Source organism: Methylobacterium aquaticum (assembly GCF_001043915.1).
Taxonomy (GTDB): domain Bacteria; phylum Pseudomonadota; class Alphaproteobacteria; order Rhizobiales; family Beijerinckiaceae; genus Methylobacterium; species Methylobacterium aquaticum.
Map to the genome: position 1 here is coordinate 1 of NZ_LABX01000001.1, position 18,591 is coordinate 18,591.

General features: G+C 70.3%; 18 protein-coding genes. 11 read left to right on the forward strand and 7 right to left on the reverse strand.

Features of this window, described 5'->3' with window-relative positions:
• Window positions 1-103 precede the first annotated feature (103 nt).
• From VP06_RS00005 to VP06_RS00025, 5 genes are all read right to left on the reverse strand, one after another.
• The gene (locus VP06_RS00005; RefSeq protein ID WP_048461780.1) at window positions 104-640 is read right to left on the reverse strand and encodes a prolyl-tRNA synthetase associated domain-containing protein; all 537 of its coding nucleotides are present in this window, start codon (window positions 638-640) and stop codon (window positions 104-106) included.
• The gene (locus VP06_RS00010) at window positions 637-1,593 is read right to left on the reverse strand and encodes a threo-3-hydroxy-L-aspartate ammonia-lyase (RefSeq protein WP_048461781.1); all 957 of its coding nucleotides are present in this window, start codon (window positions 1,591-1,593) and stop codon (window positions 637-639) included. Before VP06_RS00010 ends, VP06_RS00005 begins: the two co-directional genes overlap by 4 nt.
• 1 nt (window position 1,594) lies before the next feature.
• Window positions 1,595-2,368 (reverse strand): enoyl-CoA hydratase, encoded by a 774-nt coding sequence (locus VP06_RS00015; protein ID WP_048461782.1) that lies wholly within the window; start codon window positions 2,366-2,368, stop codon window positions 1,595-1,597.
• A gap of 61 nt (window positions 2,369-2,429) precedes the next feature.
• Entirely contained in the window at window positions 2,430-3,170 is a 741-nt protein-coding gene (locus VP06_RS00020) for a phosphatase PAP2 family protein (protein WP_048461809.1), read from the reverse strand.
• Window positions 3,170-3,682 (reverse strand): 2'-5' RNA ligase family protein, encoded by a 513-nt coding sequence (locus VP06_RS00025; protein WP_048461783.1) that lies wholly within the window; start codon window positions 3,680-3,682, stop codon window positions 3,170-3,172. The genes VP06_RS00020 and VP06_RS00025 overlap by 1 nt, the downstream gene beginning before the upstream one ends.
• An 85-nt stretch (window positions 3,683-3,767) precedes the next feature.
• Between VP06_RS00025 and VP06_RS00030 the strand changes: the two genes are divergently transcribed.
• Both VP06_RS00030 and VP06_RS00035 read left to right on the forward strand, forming a co-directional pair.
• Window positions 3,768-4,703, forward strand: coding sequence for an alginate O-acetyltransferase AlgX-related protein (locus tag VP06_RS00030; RefSeq protein WP_048461784.1), 936 nt, complete (start codon window positions 3,768-3,770; stop codon window positions 4,701-4,703).
• Between the two features lie 62 nt (window positions 4,704-4,765).
• On the forward strand, window positions 4,766-5,743 hold the full coding sequence (locus VP06_RS00035; RefSeq protein ID WP_048461785.1) for a glutathione S-transferase family protein: 978 nt from the start codon (window positions 4,766-4,768) through the stop codon (window positions 5,741-5,743).
• A gap of 53 nt (window positions 5,744-5,796) precedes the next feature.
• Here the strand turns inward: VP06_RS00035 and puuE are convergent, their stop codons facing one another.
• Window positions 5,797-7,239, reverse strand: a complete 1,443-nt coding sequence (gene puuE / locus VP06_RS00040) for an allantoinase PuuE (protein ID WP_048461786.1) — start codon at window positions 7,237-7,239, stop codon at window positions 5,797-5,799.
• Window positions 7,240-7,548: 309 nt separating this feature from the next.
• Window positions 7,549-8,829, reverse strand: coding sequence for a glycosyltransferase family 4 protein (locus VP06_RS00045; protein WP_048461787.1), 1,281 nt, complete (start codon window positions 8,827-8,829; stop codon window positions 7,549-7,551).
• 252 nt (window positions 8,830-9,081) lie between these two features.
• Between VP06_RS00045 and VP06_RS00050 the strand changes: the two genes are divergently transcribed.
• The 9 genes from VP06_RS00050 (at window position 9,082) to VP06_RS00090 (ending at window position 18,550) form a co-directional block, all read left to right on the forward strand.
• Window positions 9,082-9,402: a rhodanese-like domain-containing protein gene (locus VP06_RS00050; RefSeq protein ID WP_048461788.1), complete on the forward strand. Its 321-nt coding sequence runs from the start codon at window positions 9,082-9,084 to the stop codon at window positions 9,400-9,402.
• Window positions 9,403-9,775: 373 nt separating this feature from the next.
• A complete protein-coding gene (locus tag VP06_RS00055; RefSeq protein WP_048461789.1) occupies window positions 9,776-10,909 on the forward strand; it encodes an efflux RND transporter periplasmic adaptor subunit in 1,134 nt (377 codons plus the stop codon).
• Between the two features lie 109 nt (window positions 10,910-11,018).
• Window positions 11,019-14,213, forward strand: a complete 3,195-nt coding sequence (locus tag VP06_RS00060; protein ID WP_048461790.1) for an efflux RND transporter permease subunit — start codon at window positions 11,019-11,021, stop codon at window positions 14,211-14,213.
• A gap of 187 nt (window positions 14,214-14,400) precedes the next feature.
• On the forward strand, window positions 14,401-15,003 hold the full coding sequence (hisB, locus tag VP06_RS00065) for an imidazoleglycerol-phosphate dehydratase HisB (RefSeq protein ID WP_048461791.1): 603 nt from the start codon (window positions 14,401-14,403) through the stop codon (window positions 15,001-15,003).
• A gap of 121 nt (window positions 15,004-15,124) precedes the next feature.
• Window positions 15,125-15,616, forward strand: a complete 492-nt coding sequence (locus VP06_RS00070) for a DUF2628 domain-containing protein (protein ID WP_048461792.1) — start codon at window positions 15,125-15,127, stop codon at window positions 15,614-15,616.
• Between the two features lie 43 nt (window positions 15,617-15,659).
• Window positions 15,660-16,319 carry an imidazole glycerol phosphate synthase subunit HisH gene (gene hisH / locus VP06_RS00075; RefSeq protein ID WP_048461793.1) on the forward strand — a complete coding sequence of 220 codons (660 nt, stop codon included), beginning with the start codon at window positions 15,660-15,662 and terminating at the stop codon, window positions 16,317-16,319.
• A gap of 45 nt (window positions 16,320-16,364) precedes the next feature.
• Window positions 16,365-17,156, forward strand: coding sequence for a 1-(5-phosphoribosyl)-5-[(5-phosphoribosylamino)methylideneamino]imidazole-4-carboxamide isomerase (gene hisA, locus VP06_RS00080; RefSeq protein ID WP_048461794.1), 792 nt, complete (start codon window positions 16,365-16,367; stop codon window positions 17,154-17,156).
• Window positions 17,157-17,348: 192 nt separating this feature from the next.
• Window positions 17,349-18,131, forward strand: a complete 783-nt coding sequence (hisF, locus tag VP06_RS00085) for an imidazole glycerol phosphate synthase subunit HisF (protein WP_048461795.1) — start codon at window positions 17,349-17,351, stop codon at window positions 18,129-18,131.
• A gap of 95 nt (window positions 18,132-18,226) precedes the next feature.
• Entirely contained in the window at window positions 18,227-18,550 is a 324-nt protein-coding gene (locus tag VP06_RS00090; RefSeq protein ID WP_048461796.1) for a phosphoribosyl-ATP diphosphatase, read from the forward strand.
• The last annotated feature ends 41 nt before the right edge of the window (window positions 18,551-18,591 follow it).

The window sequence follows — 18,591 nt, forward strand, 5'->3', positions numbered from 1 at the left end:
CCTAAGCAGGCTTGCGTTGGCAGGCCAACGCTTCGCCCGCTTAGGTTCTTGTTTTGTCGCAGATTTTTATCGCCGAACCGGTAACCACCTCGGCGAAATCTGCTTAGCTTGCCGCCGACTCCGCCTCGGCGTCCCCGGGCGGCTCCGGCAGCGCCATCACCCGGGGCGGATGCCCGGTCGCGTCGAGGAAGCGGATCAGGCCGCCCGGCGCGACCGCCGTGGTGGCGCCGTTGTGGAGCGGGTGAAAATTGACCGGGTCGTGCGCCATCAGCCCGGCATCGAGGATCACCGCGACGGTGCCGTCGCGGTCGTTGATGAGCCCGAACGGCGTCACCGAGCCGGGACGGACGCCGAGCCGCTCGTAGAGCAGCTCGGCCGAGCCGAAGGACAGCCGGCCGGAGGCGCCGAGCGGCTCGTGCAGGCGCTTGAGGTCGATCCGCGCCTCGGCCTCGGCGACGACGAGGAACAGCCGGCCCTTCTTGTCCTTGAGGAACAGGTTCTTCGAGTGTCCGCCCGGCATCCCGGCCTTGAGGTCGCGGGATTCCGCCACCGTGTGCACGGGCACGTGCTCCACGGTGGCGTGGGCGATGCCGAGTTCGTCGAGGAGGGCGAACAGCTCCTGCGGGGTCGCCACGCTCATGCGGCGAGATGCCGGGCGAGCGCCGCCGGGTCGACATTGCCGCCCGACAGGATCACGCCGACGCGCTTCCCCTTCACCGGAACCGCGCCCTCGAAGGCGGCGGCCGCGGCGAGGCAGCCGGTCGGCTCGACCACGAGCTTCATCCGCTCGACGAAGAACCGCATCGCGGCGACGAGCTGCGCATCCGTCACCGTGATGATGCCGGCAACCTCGCGCCGGATGATCGGGAAGGTGTGCTGGCCGAGATGCGTGGTGAGCGCCCCATCGGCGATCGAGACCGGCACCGGGATCCGCACCACCTCGCCCTTGGCGAGCGATTGCTGGCCGTCATTGCCGGCCTGCGGCTCGACGCCCCAGATCGCGATCTCCGGCGACAGCGCCCGGGCCGCGAGGCACGAACCGGCAAGCAGCCCGCCGCCGCCGAGGCAGACGAGCAGCACGTCGAGGGGGCCGACCTCCTCGATCAGCTCCTTCACCGCCGTGCCCTGGCCGGCGATCACATCGGGATGGTCGTAAGGCGGGATCACCGACAGGCCGCGTTCCTCGGCGAGCCGCCGGCTCACCGCCTCGCGGTCCTCCTGGTAGCGATCGTAGGTGACGATCTCGGCGCCGTAGCCGCTTGTCGCCGCGACCTTGATGGCCGGCGCGTCGTGCGGCATCACGATCACGGTCGGGACGCCCTGAAGGGCCCCCGCATAGGCGATCGCCTGGGCATGGTTGCCGGACGAGAAAGCCAGCACCCCGCGTCTGCGCTGCTCGGGCGAGAGCGCCGCGATGGCGTTGCAGGCGCCCCGGAACTTGAAGGCGCCGGCCCGTTGCAGCGGCTCGGCCTTGAAGAACAGGGAGGCGCCCGTCCGTGCATCCGCGGTGCGGGAGGTGAGCACCGGGGTGCGGTGGGCGATGCCGTCGATCCGGCCGGCAGCGGCCTCGACGTCGACGAAAGAGACGCTCATGTCAGCGGTTCTCGAAGTTGGGCTTACGCTTCTCGACGAAGGCCGTCATGCCTTCCTTCTGGTCGTGGGTGGCGAAGAGCCCGTAGAACACCCGGCGCTCGTAGCGGATGCCCTCGGTCAGCGTGGTCTCGAAGGCACGGTCGATGCTCTCCTTGGCGACCATCACGGCGGGCAGCGACATCGACGCGATGGTCTCGGCCGCCTTCATGGCTTCATCCAGGAGGTCGGCGGCGGGGACGACGCGGGCGACGAGGCCGGCGCGCTCGGCTTCCGCCGCGTCCATCATCCGCCCGGTGAGGCAGAGTTCCATCGCCTTGGCCTTGCCGACCGCGCGGGTCAGGCGCTGGGTCCCGCCGGCCCCCGGGATGACGCCGAGCTTGATCTCGGGCTGGCCGAACTTGGCAGTGTCGGCGGCCAGGATGAAATCGCACATCAGCGCCAGCTCGCAGCCGCCGCCGAGCGCATAGCCCGCCACCGCGGCGATGATCGGCTTGCGGCGCCGGCCGACCTTGTCCCACTCGCCGAACGGATCGGCCATGTAGAATTCCGGATGGGTGCGGTCCTGCATCTCGCGGATATCGGCCCCGGCGGCGAACGCCTTCTCGGAGCCGGTGATGACGATGCAGCCGATGCCGTCTTCGCGCTCATAGCCGTCGAGGGCGTGGTTCAATTCGGCGATCAGCGCGTTGCACAGGGCGTTCAGCGCCGCCGGACGGTGCAGGGTGACGAGCGCCACCCGCCCGCGGGTCTCGACCCGGATGTTCTCGTAGTCCACGGCGTTCTCCCGATCGTCTCTCCCGCTTGGCTAGGGGAGGGAAAGGCGAGGTGCAAGCGCCTCACGCGGGTGGCGGCGGGTCGGGCGCCTCCACCACCTCCTGCCTCTGGAGCTGGAGGGCGACGAACCAGCACAGCGACGCCCAGGCGGCGCCGATGCACCAGCCGGCCAGCACGTCGCTCGGCCAATGCACCCCGAGATAGATCCGGCTGATCCCGACGAGGAGCGTGGTGACGACGCCGAGCCCCATCACGAAAGCCTTGACCTTGCGCGAGCGCTCGACCCGGGCAAGCAGGATCGCCAGCGTCAGGTAGGCGATCGCCGACAGCATGGCGTGGCCGCTCGGGAAGCTCGCCGTGAAGGTCTCCATGCCGTGCGGCACCAGATCCGGCCGCGGGCGGCGGAAGAACAGCTTCAGGCCCGTCGACAGCAATTCGCCGCCGCCGATCGCGATCACCACGAACAGGGCGGCGCGCCGCCGCGCGGTGATCGCCAGATAGAGCACCACGCAGGCCGTGACGTAGACGATGCCGAACACGCTGCCGAAGGCGGTGATGTCGCGCATCGTCTCGGGCAGCCAGGACGGGCCGATCGGCTGGGCGAGGTCGCCCGGCACCCGGAGCGCCAGGAGCAGGCGGTCGTCGAAGCCGAACGAGCCCCCCTCGCGCACCTCGTCGGCGAGCTTCAGGAAGCCGAAGCCGAACAGGCTGACGGCGAGCAGCGAGGCGAGCGGCCCGATCTCGTTGAGCCGCAGGCGCAGCCACACCGCCATGGCGTGGCGCCGGAACGGAATCACGACCATCAGGCGCCCCCACACGGAAACCGGCCGCGTGCCTCCCACGGTCCGCCGAGATAGCGCCAGAGCAGGAGCCCGGTGCCGGTGATCGCGCGGGGCATGAAGGCGGCCTCCAGCTCGCGGTGCAGCGCCCGCGCCTCCTCGGGCGCGACCTTGTTCTGCACCGTGACATGCGGCCGGTAGCCCTGCCGGTCCTGCGCCGTCAACCAGGGTGAGAACGTGGCGGCGAGGCGCCCGCGCAGGGCCGACAGGCGTGGGGAATCGAGGGCGTAGGCGACGCCGCGGCCGATGACGCGCAGGCCCGCGACCCTGACCGGGATCGGCGCTTCCACCCGCATCTCGGCGGCCAGCGTCTCGACGATGCCGCGCTCCTCCTCGCCCGGCAGGTGGTGGAACAGCGTGACATGGGCCGGAATCTTGTTGAGGGCCGGCGGGAAGTGGCGGCGGCGCTGGCCGTCGAACTCCGCGAAGGCGGCCTCATCGAGCTCCAGGGTGAGGATCAGGGGGTGGTGCGGCATGTATCCGGCGAAATGGCGCAGGTGGCCTGATTGGCCAGGGCCGGTCGCGCTGTTCAGCTCGGGGACTTCCGGCTACACGCCGCCCATGCGCGACAGCACCGACATGGTCCATCTTGGCCGGGACGGATGGCTTTTCCTCACCGGCGGCACCAACCGGGTGCGGCAGCAATACCGGGCGAGCCTGCCCGTCGCCTGGCGGCTGTGGCGCTGGCGCCGGTTGATCGAGGCCCGCACCGCGACGGCGGCAGCCCTGGGCCTGCGCGCCTTCCACGTCGTGGTGCCGGAGAAGCTGAGCGTCTACGACGACCGGCTGGACGGGCTCGCCCTCGATCCCGCCCTGTCGCCGGCCCGCCGCCTCGGCACGCGCCTCGCCCGCTCGCCCGCCGCCCGGGCCTGGATCGACCTCGTCGGCCCCTTGCGGGCGGCGCGCGACGCCGAGCCGCCGCTCTATCTGCGCACCGACACCCATTGGAGCCAGGAGGGCTGCCGCCTCGCCTATGGCGAGATCATGCGGGCGCTCGGTGCCGTGCCGCCGCCCGACCTCGCCGCGCGGCCTTTCACCGACCATGACGGGGTGCGCGACCTCGGCGCCAAGCTCGATCCGCCCTGGCGCGAGACGATGCGGGTCTACGAGGTCCAGCGCGACGCCGTGCGGGTCTTCGCCAACCCGCTGGTTCTCGGCCACGAGGCGCGGGGGACGGCAGCCGATCTCCATGTCGGCGCCCACGTGGTGTTCCGCAACGAGAGCCCGGCCGCCGATCCCCGGACCTTGATGCTGTTCGGCGATTCCTGCTCGCATTTCCACCCGATCTTCCTGACCGGGCTCCTGGCCGAGAGCTTTCGCGAGCTGCACTTCGTCTGGTCGTCGAATCTCGACTGGGACTACGTCGCGCGGGTGCGCCCGCACCTGCTCTTGGTCGAGGTGGCGGAACGCTTCCTCGCCAGGGTGCCGACCGATCGTTTCGACGTCGAGGCGACGGGAAGGCGGGGCCTCCCGTCCCGGGACGGGGCCGGGATCTGAGCGCCGGCCATTGCGGCGGGGCGGGGCCGCCCCACCTTCGGCCGGACGGTGAGGAGGATGCGATGGGACTTCTGGTCGACGGCGTCTGGCACGACCACTGGTACGACACCAAGGAGACCGGCGGGCGCTTCGTGCGCAAGGACGCGGCCTTCCGCAACTGGGTCACGGCTGATGGCAGCGCAGGCCCGAGCGGAGAGGGCGGCTTTCCGGCTGACGCCGGCCGCTACCACCTCTACGTCTCGCTCGCTTGCCCGTGGGCGCACCGCACCCTGATCGTGCGGGCCCTGAAGGGGCTCGACGATGCGATCTCGGTTTCGGTGGTCGATCCCCATATGGGCCGCGAGGGCTGGGTGTTCGGCGACAGCCCGGGTGCCGGGCCCGACACGGTCAACGGCGCGACCCGGCTCTACGAGGTCTACCTCAAGGCCGACCCGCATTACACCGGCCGGGTCACCGTCCCGGTCCTGTGGGACAAGGTCCGGGGCACGATCGTGTCGAACGAATCGGCCGAGATCATCCGGATGCTGAACGGCGCCTTCGGCGGCCGCGGCCCGGACCTCTACCCGGAGGATCTGGCGCCCGAGATCGACGCCGTCAACGCAAGGGTCTACGACCGGGTCAACAACGGCGTCTACAAGGCCGGCTTCGCGACCAGCCAGGACGCCTACGAGGAGGCGGTGACGGCGCTGTTCGAGGAACTCGACGCCCTCGATGCCCGCCTCGACCGCTCGCGCTACCTGATGGGTGACCGGCTGACCGAGGCCGACATCCGGCTGTTCACCACGCTGGTGCGGTTCGATCCGGTCTATGTCGGTCACTTCAAGTGCAACCTGCGCCGCATCGCCGACTACCCGAACCTCGCGCCCTATCTGCGCGATCTCTACCAGACGCCCGGCATCGCCCCGACGGTGAACCTCACCCACATCAAGCGGCACTATTACGAGAGCCACCCGACGATCAACCCGACCGGGATCGTGCCGGTAGGGCCGGTGCTGGATGACGAGGCGCCGCATGGACGGGCGGAGCGGTTCAGGGCCTGACCGGCAACGAGCCGCGCGGTGACCACCTCACGGGGCCATCTCCGACAGCGGGGTCACGCCGTCGCCGAAAACACATCCGGCAGCGACGGCAGCCGCTGCCGCAACCGCAAGAGCGCGATGGTCTCGATCTCGGCGAGCGCCCGGGCCCGCTCCTCCTCGGGCGGGTTGTCCAGGCGCTCGGCGAGTTGCGCGAGAATCTCGTCCGGCCCCTTGCCCCGCACCGCCATCACGAACGGGAAGCCGTGGCGGGTGCGGTAGCGCTCGTTGAGGTCGAGGAAGCGGGCGCGGCCCTCCCCGTCGAGGGCGTCGAGGCCGGCCGCAGCCTGCTCGGCGCGGGAGTCGGGCGCGAGGTCGGCCGCTGCCACCCGGCCGGCGAGGTCGGGATGGGCGCGGATCAGCGCCAGCTGCCGCTCCGGATCGGCCGCCCGCATCACCGCGACCATCGCGGCATGGAGCCCGTCGGCCGTGTCCTGCATGGCCGAGAATCCGGTGGCGTGGGCGGCCTCGGCCACCCAGGGCGAGTGCTCGAACACGTCGCCGAAACCTTCCACGAACAGCGCGCGGCCCATCCGGCTCGGGGTCAGGCCGGCCGGCGCGTGGGTCCTGGCCCAGTGCCGGGCGATGTCGATGCGCCGTGTCACCCACACATCCGCGTGGGCGGCGACATGGTCGAGGAAGCGGGCGAGCGCCGCGATCCGGCCCGGACGGCCGACGAGGCGGCAATGCAGGCCGATCGACAGCATCCGGGGCGTCTCGGCACCCTCGGCATAGAGCATGTCGAAGGAATCGCGCAGGTAGGCGAAGAATTGGTCGCCCGCATTGAAGCCCTGCGGCGTGGCGAACCGCATGTCGTTGGCATCGAGGGTGTAGGGCACCACCAATTGCGGGGCGCGAGGCCCCTCGACCCAGTAGGGCAGGTCGTCGGCGTAGGAATCGGCCGAGTAGAGGAAGCCGCCCTCCTCCATCACCAACTTCAGAGTGTTCTCCGAGGTCCGGCCCGTGTACCAGCCGAGGGGGCGCTCGCCGGTGACCTCGGTGTGGATCCGGATCGCCTCGTTCATATGGGCCTTCTCCTCCTCGTAGGAGAAGTCGCGGTAGTCGATCCACTTGAGGCCGTGGCAGGCGATCTCCCAGCCGGCCTCGCGCATGGCGGCGACCGCTTCGGGATTGCGCTGGAGGGCGGTGGCGACGCCGTAGACCGTCACCGGCAGGTTGCGGGTGGTGAACAGCCGGTGCAGGCGCCAGAAGCCGACCCGCGACCCGTACTCGTAGATCGATTCCATGCTCATGTGGCGCTGGCCCGGCCAGGCTTGCGCGCCGACGATCTCCGACAGGAACGCCTCCGAGGCCCGGTCGCCGTGGAGCAGGCAGTTCTCGCCACCCTCCTCGTAGTTGATGACGAACTGCACCGCGATGCGGGCCCCGTCCGGCCATTGCGCGTGGGGCGGGGTGCGGCCGTAGCCGACGAGGTCGCGGGGGTAGGGGGAGTCTGTCATGGGCAGGGTCCGGTGAAGGCCGACATGGCTCCTGCGGTGTCGAGGCTGCCGCGGGATCCCCTCTCCCGTGTGGGAGAGGGGGCGGGGTGAGGGTGGAGACGGTCCCGAGGCTCGCTCAAGCCGTCCCGATGCCAGCATCACGCTCAGCGCGCCATACTGAAGCGTGTCACCCTCACCCCTGGCCCCTCTCCCACACGGGAGAGGGGGGAGAGCGCTCTCGTCCGCGGCGGAGCAATGAGGACCGCGTGGAAATCGTGCCGCAACCTTAGCCGTGCGGCAGCGCCGGCGCAAAACCGCGCCGGCTTGTCATCATCCCGCCAAGGCCGCCAGGGCCGGGTCGATCCGGGCGAAATGGTCCGCCCAGGTCGGGGCCCGGTAGCCGGCGAGGCGCCCGGCCATCTCCGCCCGCAAGGGGGAGCCCGGCGCCGCCAGCGCCTCCACCGCCCGCATCCAGCCCAGTCCGTCGAGCGGGTGCAGGAACTCCGCGAAGGCTCCGGCGATCTCGCGATGGACCGGAATGTCGGAGGCGACGACCGGCAGGCCGCTGGCGGCGGCCTCCAGCACCGGCAGGCCGTAGCCCTCGGCGAAGGAGGGCATCAGGAGCGCGGTGGCGCTCCCCATCAGCCGCACCAGCCCGGCGGTCGACAGGCCGGCGGCCTCGGTGACATGGGCGCGCACCGCCGGACAGCGCTCCAGCAGGTCGATCACGTTCTCGCTCTCCCAGCCCCGGCGCCCGACGACGACGAGGCGCGGCGTCGCCTCGCCGTGCCGGGCCGCGAGGTCGCGCCAGGCGGTGAGGAGGCCGATCAGGTTCTTCCTCGGCTCGATCGTGCCGCAGACCAGGAAGAACGGCCGGGCCGCCGCGGGCGAGGGCGCACCATGGAAGGCCGCCTCGATCCCGAGCGGCCCGACGGTCACCGGCGGCACCCGGCGCCCGAGGCCGGCGAGATGGGCCGAGAAGCGCGCCCCCACATCGGCGGAGTTGACCACGATCCCCTGCGCATGGCGGGCCACCGTCTCCATCCGCACCCGGTGCCGCTCGGCCTCGCCGGGGCGGCCATATTCGGGATAGGCGATCGGGATCAGGTCGTGGACGAAGAAGACCGGCCGGACATCCGGCCGGTCGTAGAGCCAGTCGAACCGCGCCGGCTTGTCGAGGCGCAGATGCGAGGTATGGAGATAGAGCGCATTCATCGGCAGATGCTCGGGGCCCGGCGCCCGCAGCACCGTGAGCCAGGCCTGGAGCTGCCGCCGGCGGCGCTCGCGGGCCCCGTCCGGCCGCGCGGCGGACGCATCCGGCGCGGGCACCGGCAGGCCGAGGCGGGCCGCGAGGCCGCGATAGACCGGATCGTCCCCGGCCGTGACCTCCTCGGTCCAGGCCGCGACGGCCGCCGCGACGAGGCCCGTCATTTGGGCCCGGTCGAGCACCTTCGGCCCGAGCGGCGTCGAGACGAGGCCGAAGCGCGTGCCGGGCTGCTCCAGGAGATGCCGGGCATAGGCCAGGTCGACCCGGTCGATCCCGGTCGGGCTCGCATGGCGCAGGCGGGTGACGAGGCGGGTGAGGTCGAGGGCGGCGGGATGGGCGCGCATGACGCTGTCGAGCCTGATGTCGTGAAGGTGGGACGCGGTTGCCCCGTGTCCTACACACAGGCGAGCCGGAAGCCGACTCCGTCCTGTGCGGCAGCGCACAAGACGCGACGCCATCGAGGGATGGTCGCTCTTGCAACGCTGAGCGGTGATGATTTATCGCATTCGTCACCGCTCCGTCGCGTCGCGTTGACACGTGTCGGGCGCGTCGATGAGGATCGTGGGTCGGCGCTGGGTCGACGTTCGGGTGGGACAATGGCGATCGTCGATCTGGATCGGGATGCGGTGAAGAACGGTCTGGCGGATGGGTCCGTCATGCTGATCGACGTGCGCGAGCCCAACGAATTCGAAGCGGGCCACATCCCGGGCTCCGTGTCCTTCCCGCTCTCGGCCTTCGATGTCGAGCGGTTGCAGGCGCTGATCGCCAGTGATGGCCGCCGGCCGGTCCTGTCCTGCGCCGCCGGCGTGCGCTCGGCGCGGGCGCTGCACTACCTTCAGAGCCAGGGCATCCCCCTGGCCGAGCATTATGCCGGCGGCTTCAAGGACTGGGCCAATGCCGGCGAGCCCGTGGACTAGAGCGGGGCCCGATCACGGTGCAATCGGGCAGCGCTCTCGGTTTTTGACTTTGCTGCATTTTTTGCGAACAACCGGTATCCACTTGGTCGGACAATGCTCCAAGCAGACTTCGCCGAAGCGGTCACCGGTTCGGCGGCAGAAATCTGCGATCAAACAAGAACCGAAGCGGGCGCGGCGTTGGCCTGCCAACGCAAGTCTGCTTCGCTGAGCCGCCCCACCCGGCGGGACGGCGGAGATCGTCACGGCCCCGGGAGGGCCGCGCCGCAGCCGGCGCGGTTCCCGTAACGGCCAAGCCCCTCGACGCGGATGCGCTCCGGCCCATCTTCCTGTGCGTCGGACCGGGGCGCATGCAGAGATGAACGGGAGAACGAGTATGCGCAGGCTGAGGCTGGCGGCGGTGATCCCGGCGCTCCTGCTGTTGGCCGGTATCCCGGCGCGGGCCCAGGCCCCCGGCGGCCCGCCCCCGGCGGTCACGGTCGCCAAGCCCGTGGTCAAGGAGGTGGTGGAGCACGACGACTTCACCGGCCGCTTCAACGCGATCGAGTATGTCGAGGTGCGCGCCCGCGTCACCGGCTACCTCCAGAAGATCCATTTCCAGGACGGCGCCGTGGTGAAGAAGGGCGAATTGCTCTTCACCATCGACCGGCGGCCCTACAAGGCGGCCCTCGACCAGGCGACGGCAGCCCTGGCCTCGGCCCAGGCCCGGCTGAACTTCACCCAGACCGACCTGGAGCGCGCCCAGACGCTCAGCCGCTCGGGCAACATCTCCGAGCAGGTGACCGACCAGCGCCGGCAGAACTCGCTCACCGCCCAGGCCGACGTCGACAGCGCCACCGCGGCCCTGCGCCAGGCCCAGCTCAACTACGACTTCACCGAGGTGCGCTCGCCGATCGACGGGCGGATCTCGCAGCGGCTGGTCACCGAGGGCAACATCGTCATCACCGACCAGACGATGCTGACCACGATCGTCTCCCTCGACCCGATCTACTTTTCCTTCACCGTCGACGAGCGCTCGTTCCTGGCCTACCAGGGCACGCTCCGGATCGGCATGGGGGCGACCCAGAACGAGCACACCGTGCCGATTCTGGTGGCGCTCACCGGCGAGGCGAAGCCGACCCGCAAGGGCGTGCTCAACTTCGTCGACAACCGGGTCGACGAGGCGACCGGAACGGTGCTGCTGCGCGCCACCGTCGAGAATCCCGACCGCTTCATCAAGCCGGGCCTGTTCGGCATCGTCAGCATGCCGGCCTCCAAGCCCTATCGCGGGATCCTGATCCCCGACGAGGCGATCGGCGCCAACCAGGACAAGCGCCTCGTCTACGTGGTGGGGCCCGACAACGTGGTCCAGCCCCGCAACATCCGCCCGGGCCCGAAGATCGACGGCTACCGGGTGGTGCGCGACGGGCTGAAGGGCGACGAGACCATCGTGATCGTCGGCCTGACCCGGGTGCGCCCGGGCGCCAAGGTCACCCCCGAGGTCAAGGACTTGCCGCCGGTCCGCGAGTGAACCGGGAGGCGCCGCCCCGCCCGGTCGGCGCACCCGTCAGGATGCCATAGCCCCCGCCTGCGCGGGGGCGCCACGCCCGAGCTTCAAGAAGGGCGCGAGAGGCCCACCGATGCGTTTTGCCCACTTCTTCGTCGACCGGCCGATCTTCGCCTCGGTGACCTCGATCGTCATCCTGATCATCGGCTACGTCTCGTACATCTCGTTGCCCGTCTCGCAATATCCCGAGATCGTGCCGCCGACCGTGGTGGTGCGCGCCTCCTATCCGGGCGCCAATGCCGAGACCGTCGCGGCGACCATCGCGACGCCGATCGAGCAGGAGATCAACGGCGTCGACAACATGCTGTACATGTCGTCGCTGTCGACCAACGACGGCAACATGCAGCTGACCGTCACCTTCGCGCTCGGCACCAACCTCGACATCGCCAACGTGCTGGTCCAGAACCGGCTCTCGGTCGCCCAGCCGCGCCTGCCCGGCGACGTGCGCAACCTCGGCGTCACGGTCCGCAAATCCTCGCCCGACCTGATGATGGTCGTGCACGTGCTGTCGCCCGACGGCACCTTCGACCAGAACTACCTCGCCAACTACATCTACCTGCGCCTGCGCGATCCGCTCCTACGCCTCAACGGGGTCGGCGACATCACGGTGTTCGGCGGCTCGGAATACGCGCTCAGGCTCTGGCTCGACCCGAACAAGCTCGCCTCCTACCAGCTCTCCACCACCGACGTGATCAATGCGTTGCAGGAGCAGAACGTCCAGGTCGCGTCCGGTGCGCTCGGTGCGCCGCCGGCGCCCGCGAGCCAGGCGTTCCAGTTCACGGTGCAGACGCAAGGCCGGTTCCAGGATCCGAGCGAGTTCCGCAAGGTCATCGTCAAGGCGTCCGACGGGCGCCTGGTCCGGATCTCCGACATCGCCCGGGTCGAGCTCGGCCAGAAGGACTACACGACGAAGTCGTTCCTCAACGGCCAGCCGGCGATCGGCATCGGCGTGTTCCAGCGTCCCGGCACCAACGCTCTCGAGGCGGCCGAGCAGGTCCAGGCGCTGATGAAGACGCTGGCCAAGGACTTCCCGCCCGGCCTCGAATTCAAGATCGCCTACAACCCGACCGAGTTCATCGCCGAATCGGTGCACGAGGTCTACAAGACGCTGGCCGAGGCGGTGGTCCTCGTCGTCGTGGTGATCCTGATCTTCCTCCAGAGCTGGCGCACCGCGATCATCCCGATCATCGCGATTCCGGTCTCGTTGATCGGGACCTTCGCGGTGATGGCGCTGCTCGGCTTCTCGCTCAACAACCTGACGCTGTTCGGCCTCGTGCTCGCCATCGGCATCGTGGTCGACGACGCGATCGTCGTGGTGGAGAATGTCGAGCGCAACATGGCCGAGGGGCTCTCGCCCGGCGAGGCGGCCCACAAGACCATGGACGAGGTCGGCGGCGCGGTCGTCGCCATCGCGCTCGTGCTGTCGGCGGTGTTCATCCCGACCGCCTTCATCCCGGGCATCTCGGGCCAGTTCTACCGGCAGTTCGCGCTGACCATCGCGGCCTCGACCATCATCTCGATGTTCAACTCGCTGACGCTGTCGCCAGCGCTCTGCAAGCTCCTGCTCAAGCCGCATTCCGAGCACCACCGGCCGCGCTTCTTCGTGGCGCGGTTCGGGTCCTGGGCGGCCAACACCTTCAACCGCGGCTTCGACGCGACGGCGAACGCCTATGCGGCGACGATCCGCTTCCTCACCGGGCGGCTGGTGCCGCTGCTCGCGATGCTGCTGCTCTATGCCGGGGTGATCTACGGCGTGCTGCACCTCGTTCGCACCACGCCGACCGGCTTCATCCCGCTCCAGGACCAGGGCTACCTGCTGGTGGTGGTGCAATTGCCGCCGGGCTCGTCGCTGGAGCGCACCACCGCGGTGGTGCAGGAGGTGTCGCGCCGCTCCCTCGACATCGACGGCGTCGGCAACACCGTGGTCATCGCCGGCTTCGACGGCGCGACCTTCACCAACACCACCAACGGCGCGGTGATGTTCCTGCCGCTCAAACCGTTCAAGGAGCGCCTGGAGAAGGGCCTGACCGCCGGCAAGATCCTCCAGGCGGTGCTCGCCAAGACCGCGCCGATGCAGGAGGCCCGGATCATCGCGATCCCGCCGCCGCCGGTGCGGGGCCTCGGCAATGCCGGCGGCTTCAAGATGCAGGTGCAGAGCCGCGAGGGCTCGGACATCGCCCGGCTGCTCCAGGTCTCGGGCGACCTCATCGGCGCGGCCAACCGCGACCCGGCGCTGACCCGCGTCTTCACCACCTTCGGCAACGACACGCCGCAGATCTATCTCGACATCGACCGCACGGTGGCGCGGATGCTGAACGTGCCGCTCGCCAACGTCTTCTCGACCCTCCAGGTCAATCTCGGCGGCGCCTACGTCAACGACTTCAACACCTTCGGCCGCGTCTACCAAGTCCGGGCCCAGGCCGACGCCAAGTACCGGATGGAGAAGTCGGACATCGAGCGGCTCAAGGTTCGCTCCTCCACCGGGGCCCTGGTGCCGATGGGGACGCTCGCCAGCATCCGCGACATCTCCGGCCCGCAGATCGTCCAGCGCTTCAACCTGTTCTACTCGATTCCGGTGCAGGGCGATGCGCGGCCGGGCGTGTCCTCGGGCCAATCCCTCGACGCGATGGAAAAGCTCGCCCGCCAGACCCTGCCCGACGGCATGAGCTTCGAGTGGACCGACATCGCGTTCCAGGAAAAGGCGGTCGGCAACACCGCGATCTACGTCTTCGCGCTCGGCGTGCTCCTGGTCTTCCTGGTGCTCGCCGCGCAGTACGAATCCTGGGCGCTGCCGCTCTCGATCCTGCTGGTGGTGCCGACCGGCGTGCTGGCGGCCTTGGCCGGCGTGCAGTTCCGGGCCCAGGACAACAACATCCTGACCCAGATCGGCCTGATCGTGCTGATCGGTCTGGCGGCCAAGAACGCGATCCTGATCGTCGAGTTCGCCCACCAGATCGAGGAGAGCGAGCGCCGCGGTCCGGTCGCCGCCGCCGTCGAGGCATGCCGCTTGCGCCTGCGGCCGATCCTGATGACCGCCTTCGCATTCATCCTCGGCGTGGTGCCGCTCGCCTTTGCCACCGGCCCGGGCGCCGAGATGCGCCAGGCGCTGGGCACGGCCGTGCTGTTCGGCATGCTTGGGGCGACGGTGTTCGGCCTGTTCCTGACCCCGGTCTTCTACGTGGTGATCCGCAGCATCCTGATCCGGATCAACCGCTGGCGTGGGGTCGACGACCACCAGGGCGAGCCGGAGCCGGCGCGGTCGGGCTGACGGGAGACTGACGGAGCAAAGGAACGGGCGCCGGGTTGCCTTCTCGCCGCCCGCGGAAGAGCAACCCCTTCCATTCCTTTCCCCGAACAGCCCTGCGGCTCCGGGGGCAAGACACCAGACCCCCCTGGCGTTTCCGCGGGCTGCCTTTTAACAAGGCAGCCCGTTTCCCTTGGCAACAGTCCCCGCGATGACCGACTCCTCTCCCCGCGCCGGCCGCGTCGACCGGCGCACCGCCGAGACCGACGTCCGCGTCGCGCTCACCCTCGACGGCACCGGCCGGGCCAGCATCGCGACGGGCGTCGGCTTCCTCGACCACATGCTGGAGCTGCTCGCCCGCCACGCCTTGTTCGACCTCGACATCAAGGTGACGGGCGACCTCCATGTCGACCAGCACCACACCACCGAGGATTGCGGGATCGCGCTCGGCCAAGCCTTCGCCCAGGCGCTCGGCGACAAGCGCGGCATCCGCCGCTACGCCGACCTGCACCTGCCTATGGACGAGGCACTGACCCGGGTCGCGGTCGACATTTCCGGCCGGCCGTTCCTGGTGTTCCGCACCCAGTTCGCCCGCGAGAAGATCGGCGTGTTCGACACCGAGCTGGTGCGCGAGTGGTTCCAGGCTTTCGCGATGAATGCCGGGATCACGCTGCACGTCGAGACGCTCTACGGCGACAACCAGCACCACATCGCCGAGAGCTGCTACAAGGGTCTGGCACGTGCCTTGCGCCACGCGGTCGAGGTCGATCCCCGCGAGGGCGGCCGGGTGCCATCGACCAAAGGTTCGCTCTAAACGTCGGTCGCCGGAGCAGTCATCGGTTCGGCGGCGACATGATGCACCAACAAGACCCTGAGCAGGGCTGCACGAGGCAGTCCCGCTTGGAGCCGCAACGACGGACCCCGGGGGGAACCGGATGACCACCTACACCCTGCACGTCCCCGACGAGGTCGATCCCGGCGAGCCGGAGGCCCTGGACCGGGCCACGCTGGTCCCGGACGCCTTCGTGTGGCCGGCCTTCTGGTTCTCGGCCCTGTGGTTCTTCTGGCACCGGCTCTGGCTCGCCGGGCTGATCGTGCTCGCGGCCGAGATCGTGGTCTGGGCCGCCGGCCTGGCCCTGGGGCTGAGCCCGGCGGCCGGTTTCCTGGTCGCCCTGCTTCTGTCCTGGCTCATCGGGCTCGAAGCCTCGTCGCTGCGGCGCTGGACCTATGCCCGCACCGGCCGCCCGATCCGCGACGCGGTGACCGCCTCGGACATCCGGGAGGCCGAGGTGAAAATCGTCGCCCGCTGGCTGCGGGAGGAGGGCGCCCGCCTCGGATCCCCGCCAACCCGGCCGGTGACCCCGGCGAGCCTCCGCGCCGAGAGCCCGGCGCTCGGACTGTTCCCGGAGGCGCAAAGTCCCCGGTGAGCACCTCATCCATCCCTCACGCCGCGACCCGGGAGGATCTCCGTTGAGCGCGGACACCGTCGCCATCATCGATTACGGCTCGGGCAACCTGCACTCGGCCGCCAAAGCCTTCGAGCGCGCCGCCCGCGAGACCGGGACCGACGCCCGCATCGTCGTCACCTCCGATCCGGAGATCGTGGCCGCTTCCGACCGGGTCGTGCTGCCCGGCGTCGGCGCCTATGCCGATTGCCGGCGCGGGTTGGATGCCGTCTCCGGCATGGTCGAGGCGATGACCGAGGCCGCTCATGGCCGCGGCCGGCCGTTCCTCGGCATCTGCGTCGGCATGCAGCTGCTGGCGAGCCGCGGGCTCGAATACGAGATCACCCCCGGCCTCGGCTGGATCCCGGGCGACGTGGCGCCGATCACTCCGGCGGATCCGAGCCTGAAGGTGCCGCATATGGGCTGGAACACCCTGGAGGCACGCCGGCCCCATCCTCTGCTCGACGGCATCCCGACCGGCGGGGACGGCCTGCACGCCTATTTCGTCCACAGCTACGCGCTCAAGCCCGCCGAGCCCGGCGACGTGGTCGCCACCGCCGATTACGGCGGCGCGGTCACCGCCATGGTGGCCCGCGGCACCATCGCCGGCACCCAGTTCCATCCCGAGAAGAGCCAGACCCTCGGGCTCCGGCTGATCGGCAACTTCCTGCGCTGGCGGCCCTGAGGGCTGCCGCCCTTCCCACCCCCTCAAGCCTTGCGGTGACGACGCGTGATCCTGTTTCCGGCCATCGATCTCAAGGAAGGGCGCTGCGTCCGCCTCGTGCAGGGCGACATGGCGCAGGCCATCGTCTTCAGCGACGATCCGGCGGCGCAAGCCGGGACGTTCGAGGAGCAGGGTTTTTCCTGGCTCCACGTGGTCGATCTCGACGGCGCCTTCGCGGGCGCGCCGATGAACGCCGCGGCGGTCGACGCGATCCTCGCCGCGGTGACGATTCCCGTGCAGCTCGGCGGCGGCATCCGCGAGATGCGGACCGTCGAGGGCTGGCTCGCCAAGGGCGTCAGCCGGGTCATTATCGGCACCGCCGCCGTCAAGGACCCGACCTTCGTGCGCGAGGCGGCCCGCCGCTTCCCGGGCAAGATCGCCGTCGGCATCGACGCCAAGGACGGTCGCGTCGCGGTCGAGGGCTGGGCCAAGACCTCGACGGTGACGGCGGAGGAGCTGGGCCGCCGCTTCGAGGATGCCGGCGTCGCCGCGATCATCTACACCGACATCGCCCGCGACGGCATCCTCAAGGGCCTCAACATCCCGATGACCCTGAGCCTCGCCCAGGCGGTGAAGATCCCGGTCATCGCCTCCGGGGGGCTGGCCTCGATCGAGGACGTGCACCGCATCCTGGAGCCCGATTGCGCAGGTCTCGCCGGCGCCATCACGGGCCGCGCGCTCTATGACGGCCGGATCGATCCGAAGGAGGCGCTCGCCGCCATCGCGCGGGCGAAGGCCGCGCAAGGCAAGAGCGCGCAAGGCAAGAGCGCACACGGCAAGAGCCAGCCGATGGCGTGAGGGGGAGGGGCCGGCCTCGTGAGCGACGCCCCCACGCGACGAGGCCCTGGACCGCGCCCGTCGCCCGCCCCTCGACGCCTCACGGGAGACGGGCCTGCCGCTGCGGACCTGTCCCGAGACAGATCCCTCTCCGCGCGACGCGACGCCGGCGCGCGTTTGCCCCCCTCGACTCGAACTCGTGAAACGGCGCCCGTGCTCAAGACCCGCATCATTCCCTGCCTCGACGTCAAGGACGGCCGCGTCGTCAAGGGCGTGCAATTCCTCGAACTGCGCGACGCCGGCGACCCGGTCGAGGCCGCCAAGGCGTATGACCGCGCCGGGGCCGACGAGCTGTGCTTCCTCGACATCACGGCGAGCCACGAGGACCGGGGCATCCTGCTCGATGCGGTGAGCCGCACGGCGGAAGCCTGCTTCATGCCGCTCACCGTCGGCGGCGGGGTGCGCAAGGTCGAGGACATCCGCACCCTGCTGCTGGCCGGGGCCGACAAGGTCTCGATCAACACCGCGGCGGTGAACGACCCGGACCTGGTGGCCCGGGCGGCGGAGAAGTTCGGCGCGCAATGCATCGTCGTGGCGATCGACGCCAAGCGCGTGTCGGGCGAGGGCGAGCCCGCCCGCTGGGAGATCTTCACCCATGGCGGCCGCAAGCCCACCGGCATCGACGCGATCGACTTCGCCCGCCTCGTGGCCGCCAAGGGGGCGGGCGAATTGCTCGTCACCTCGATGGACCGGGACGGGATGCGCTCGGGCTACGACATCGGCCTGACCCGGGCGATCAGCGACGCGGTCGCCGTGCCGGTGATCGCGTCCGGCGGCGTCGGGGGGCTCGACGACCTCGTGGCGGGCGTGCGCGACGGCGGGGCGAGCGCGGTGCTCGCCGCCTCGATCTTCCATTTCGGCCAGCACACCGTGGCGGAGGCCAAGGCCCACATGGCGGCGGCGGGGTTGGCGATGCGGCTCGATCCGACGCCCTGACCCTCGGCAATCCGCGCGGGACACGGTGGTGTAATCCGCTTGACCACCCGACACGGCCGGCCCCAGGGTTGACCCGAGACACCAATGGCAGCCGCATGACCGCCTTCACCCTCGCTGACCTCGACCGCATCGTCCGCGAGCGCGCCGCAGCCTCTCCGGAGGAGTCCTACACCGCCAAGCTCGTCGCGGGCGGCCCGGCCCGGCCGGCCAAGAAGCTCGGCGAGGAGGCGGTCGAGGCCGCGATCGCGGCGGTGCAGGGCGACCGGGACGGGCTGACGGCGGAGGCCGCGGACGTGCTCTACCACCTGCTGGTGGTCCTTCGGGCCGCCGAGGTGCCGCTGGACGCGGTGATGGCGGAGCTGGAGCGGCGCACGGCCCAGAGCGGCATCGCCGAGAAGGCCGCGAGGAGGCCGGCATGACCGAGAGGCTCGCATGACCGACGCCCGCATGATCGAACCCC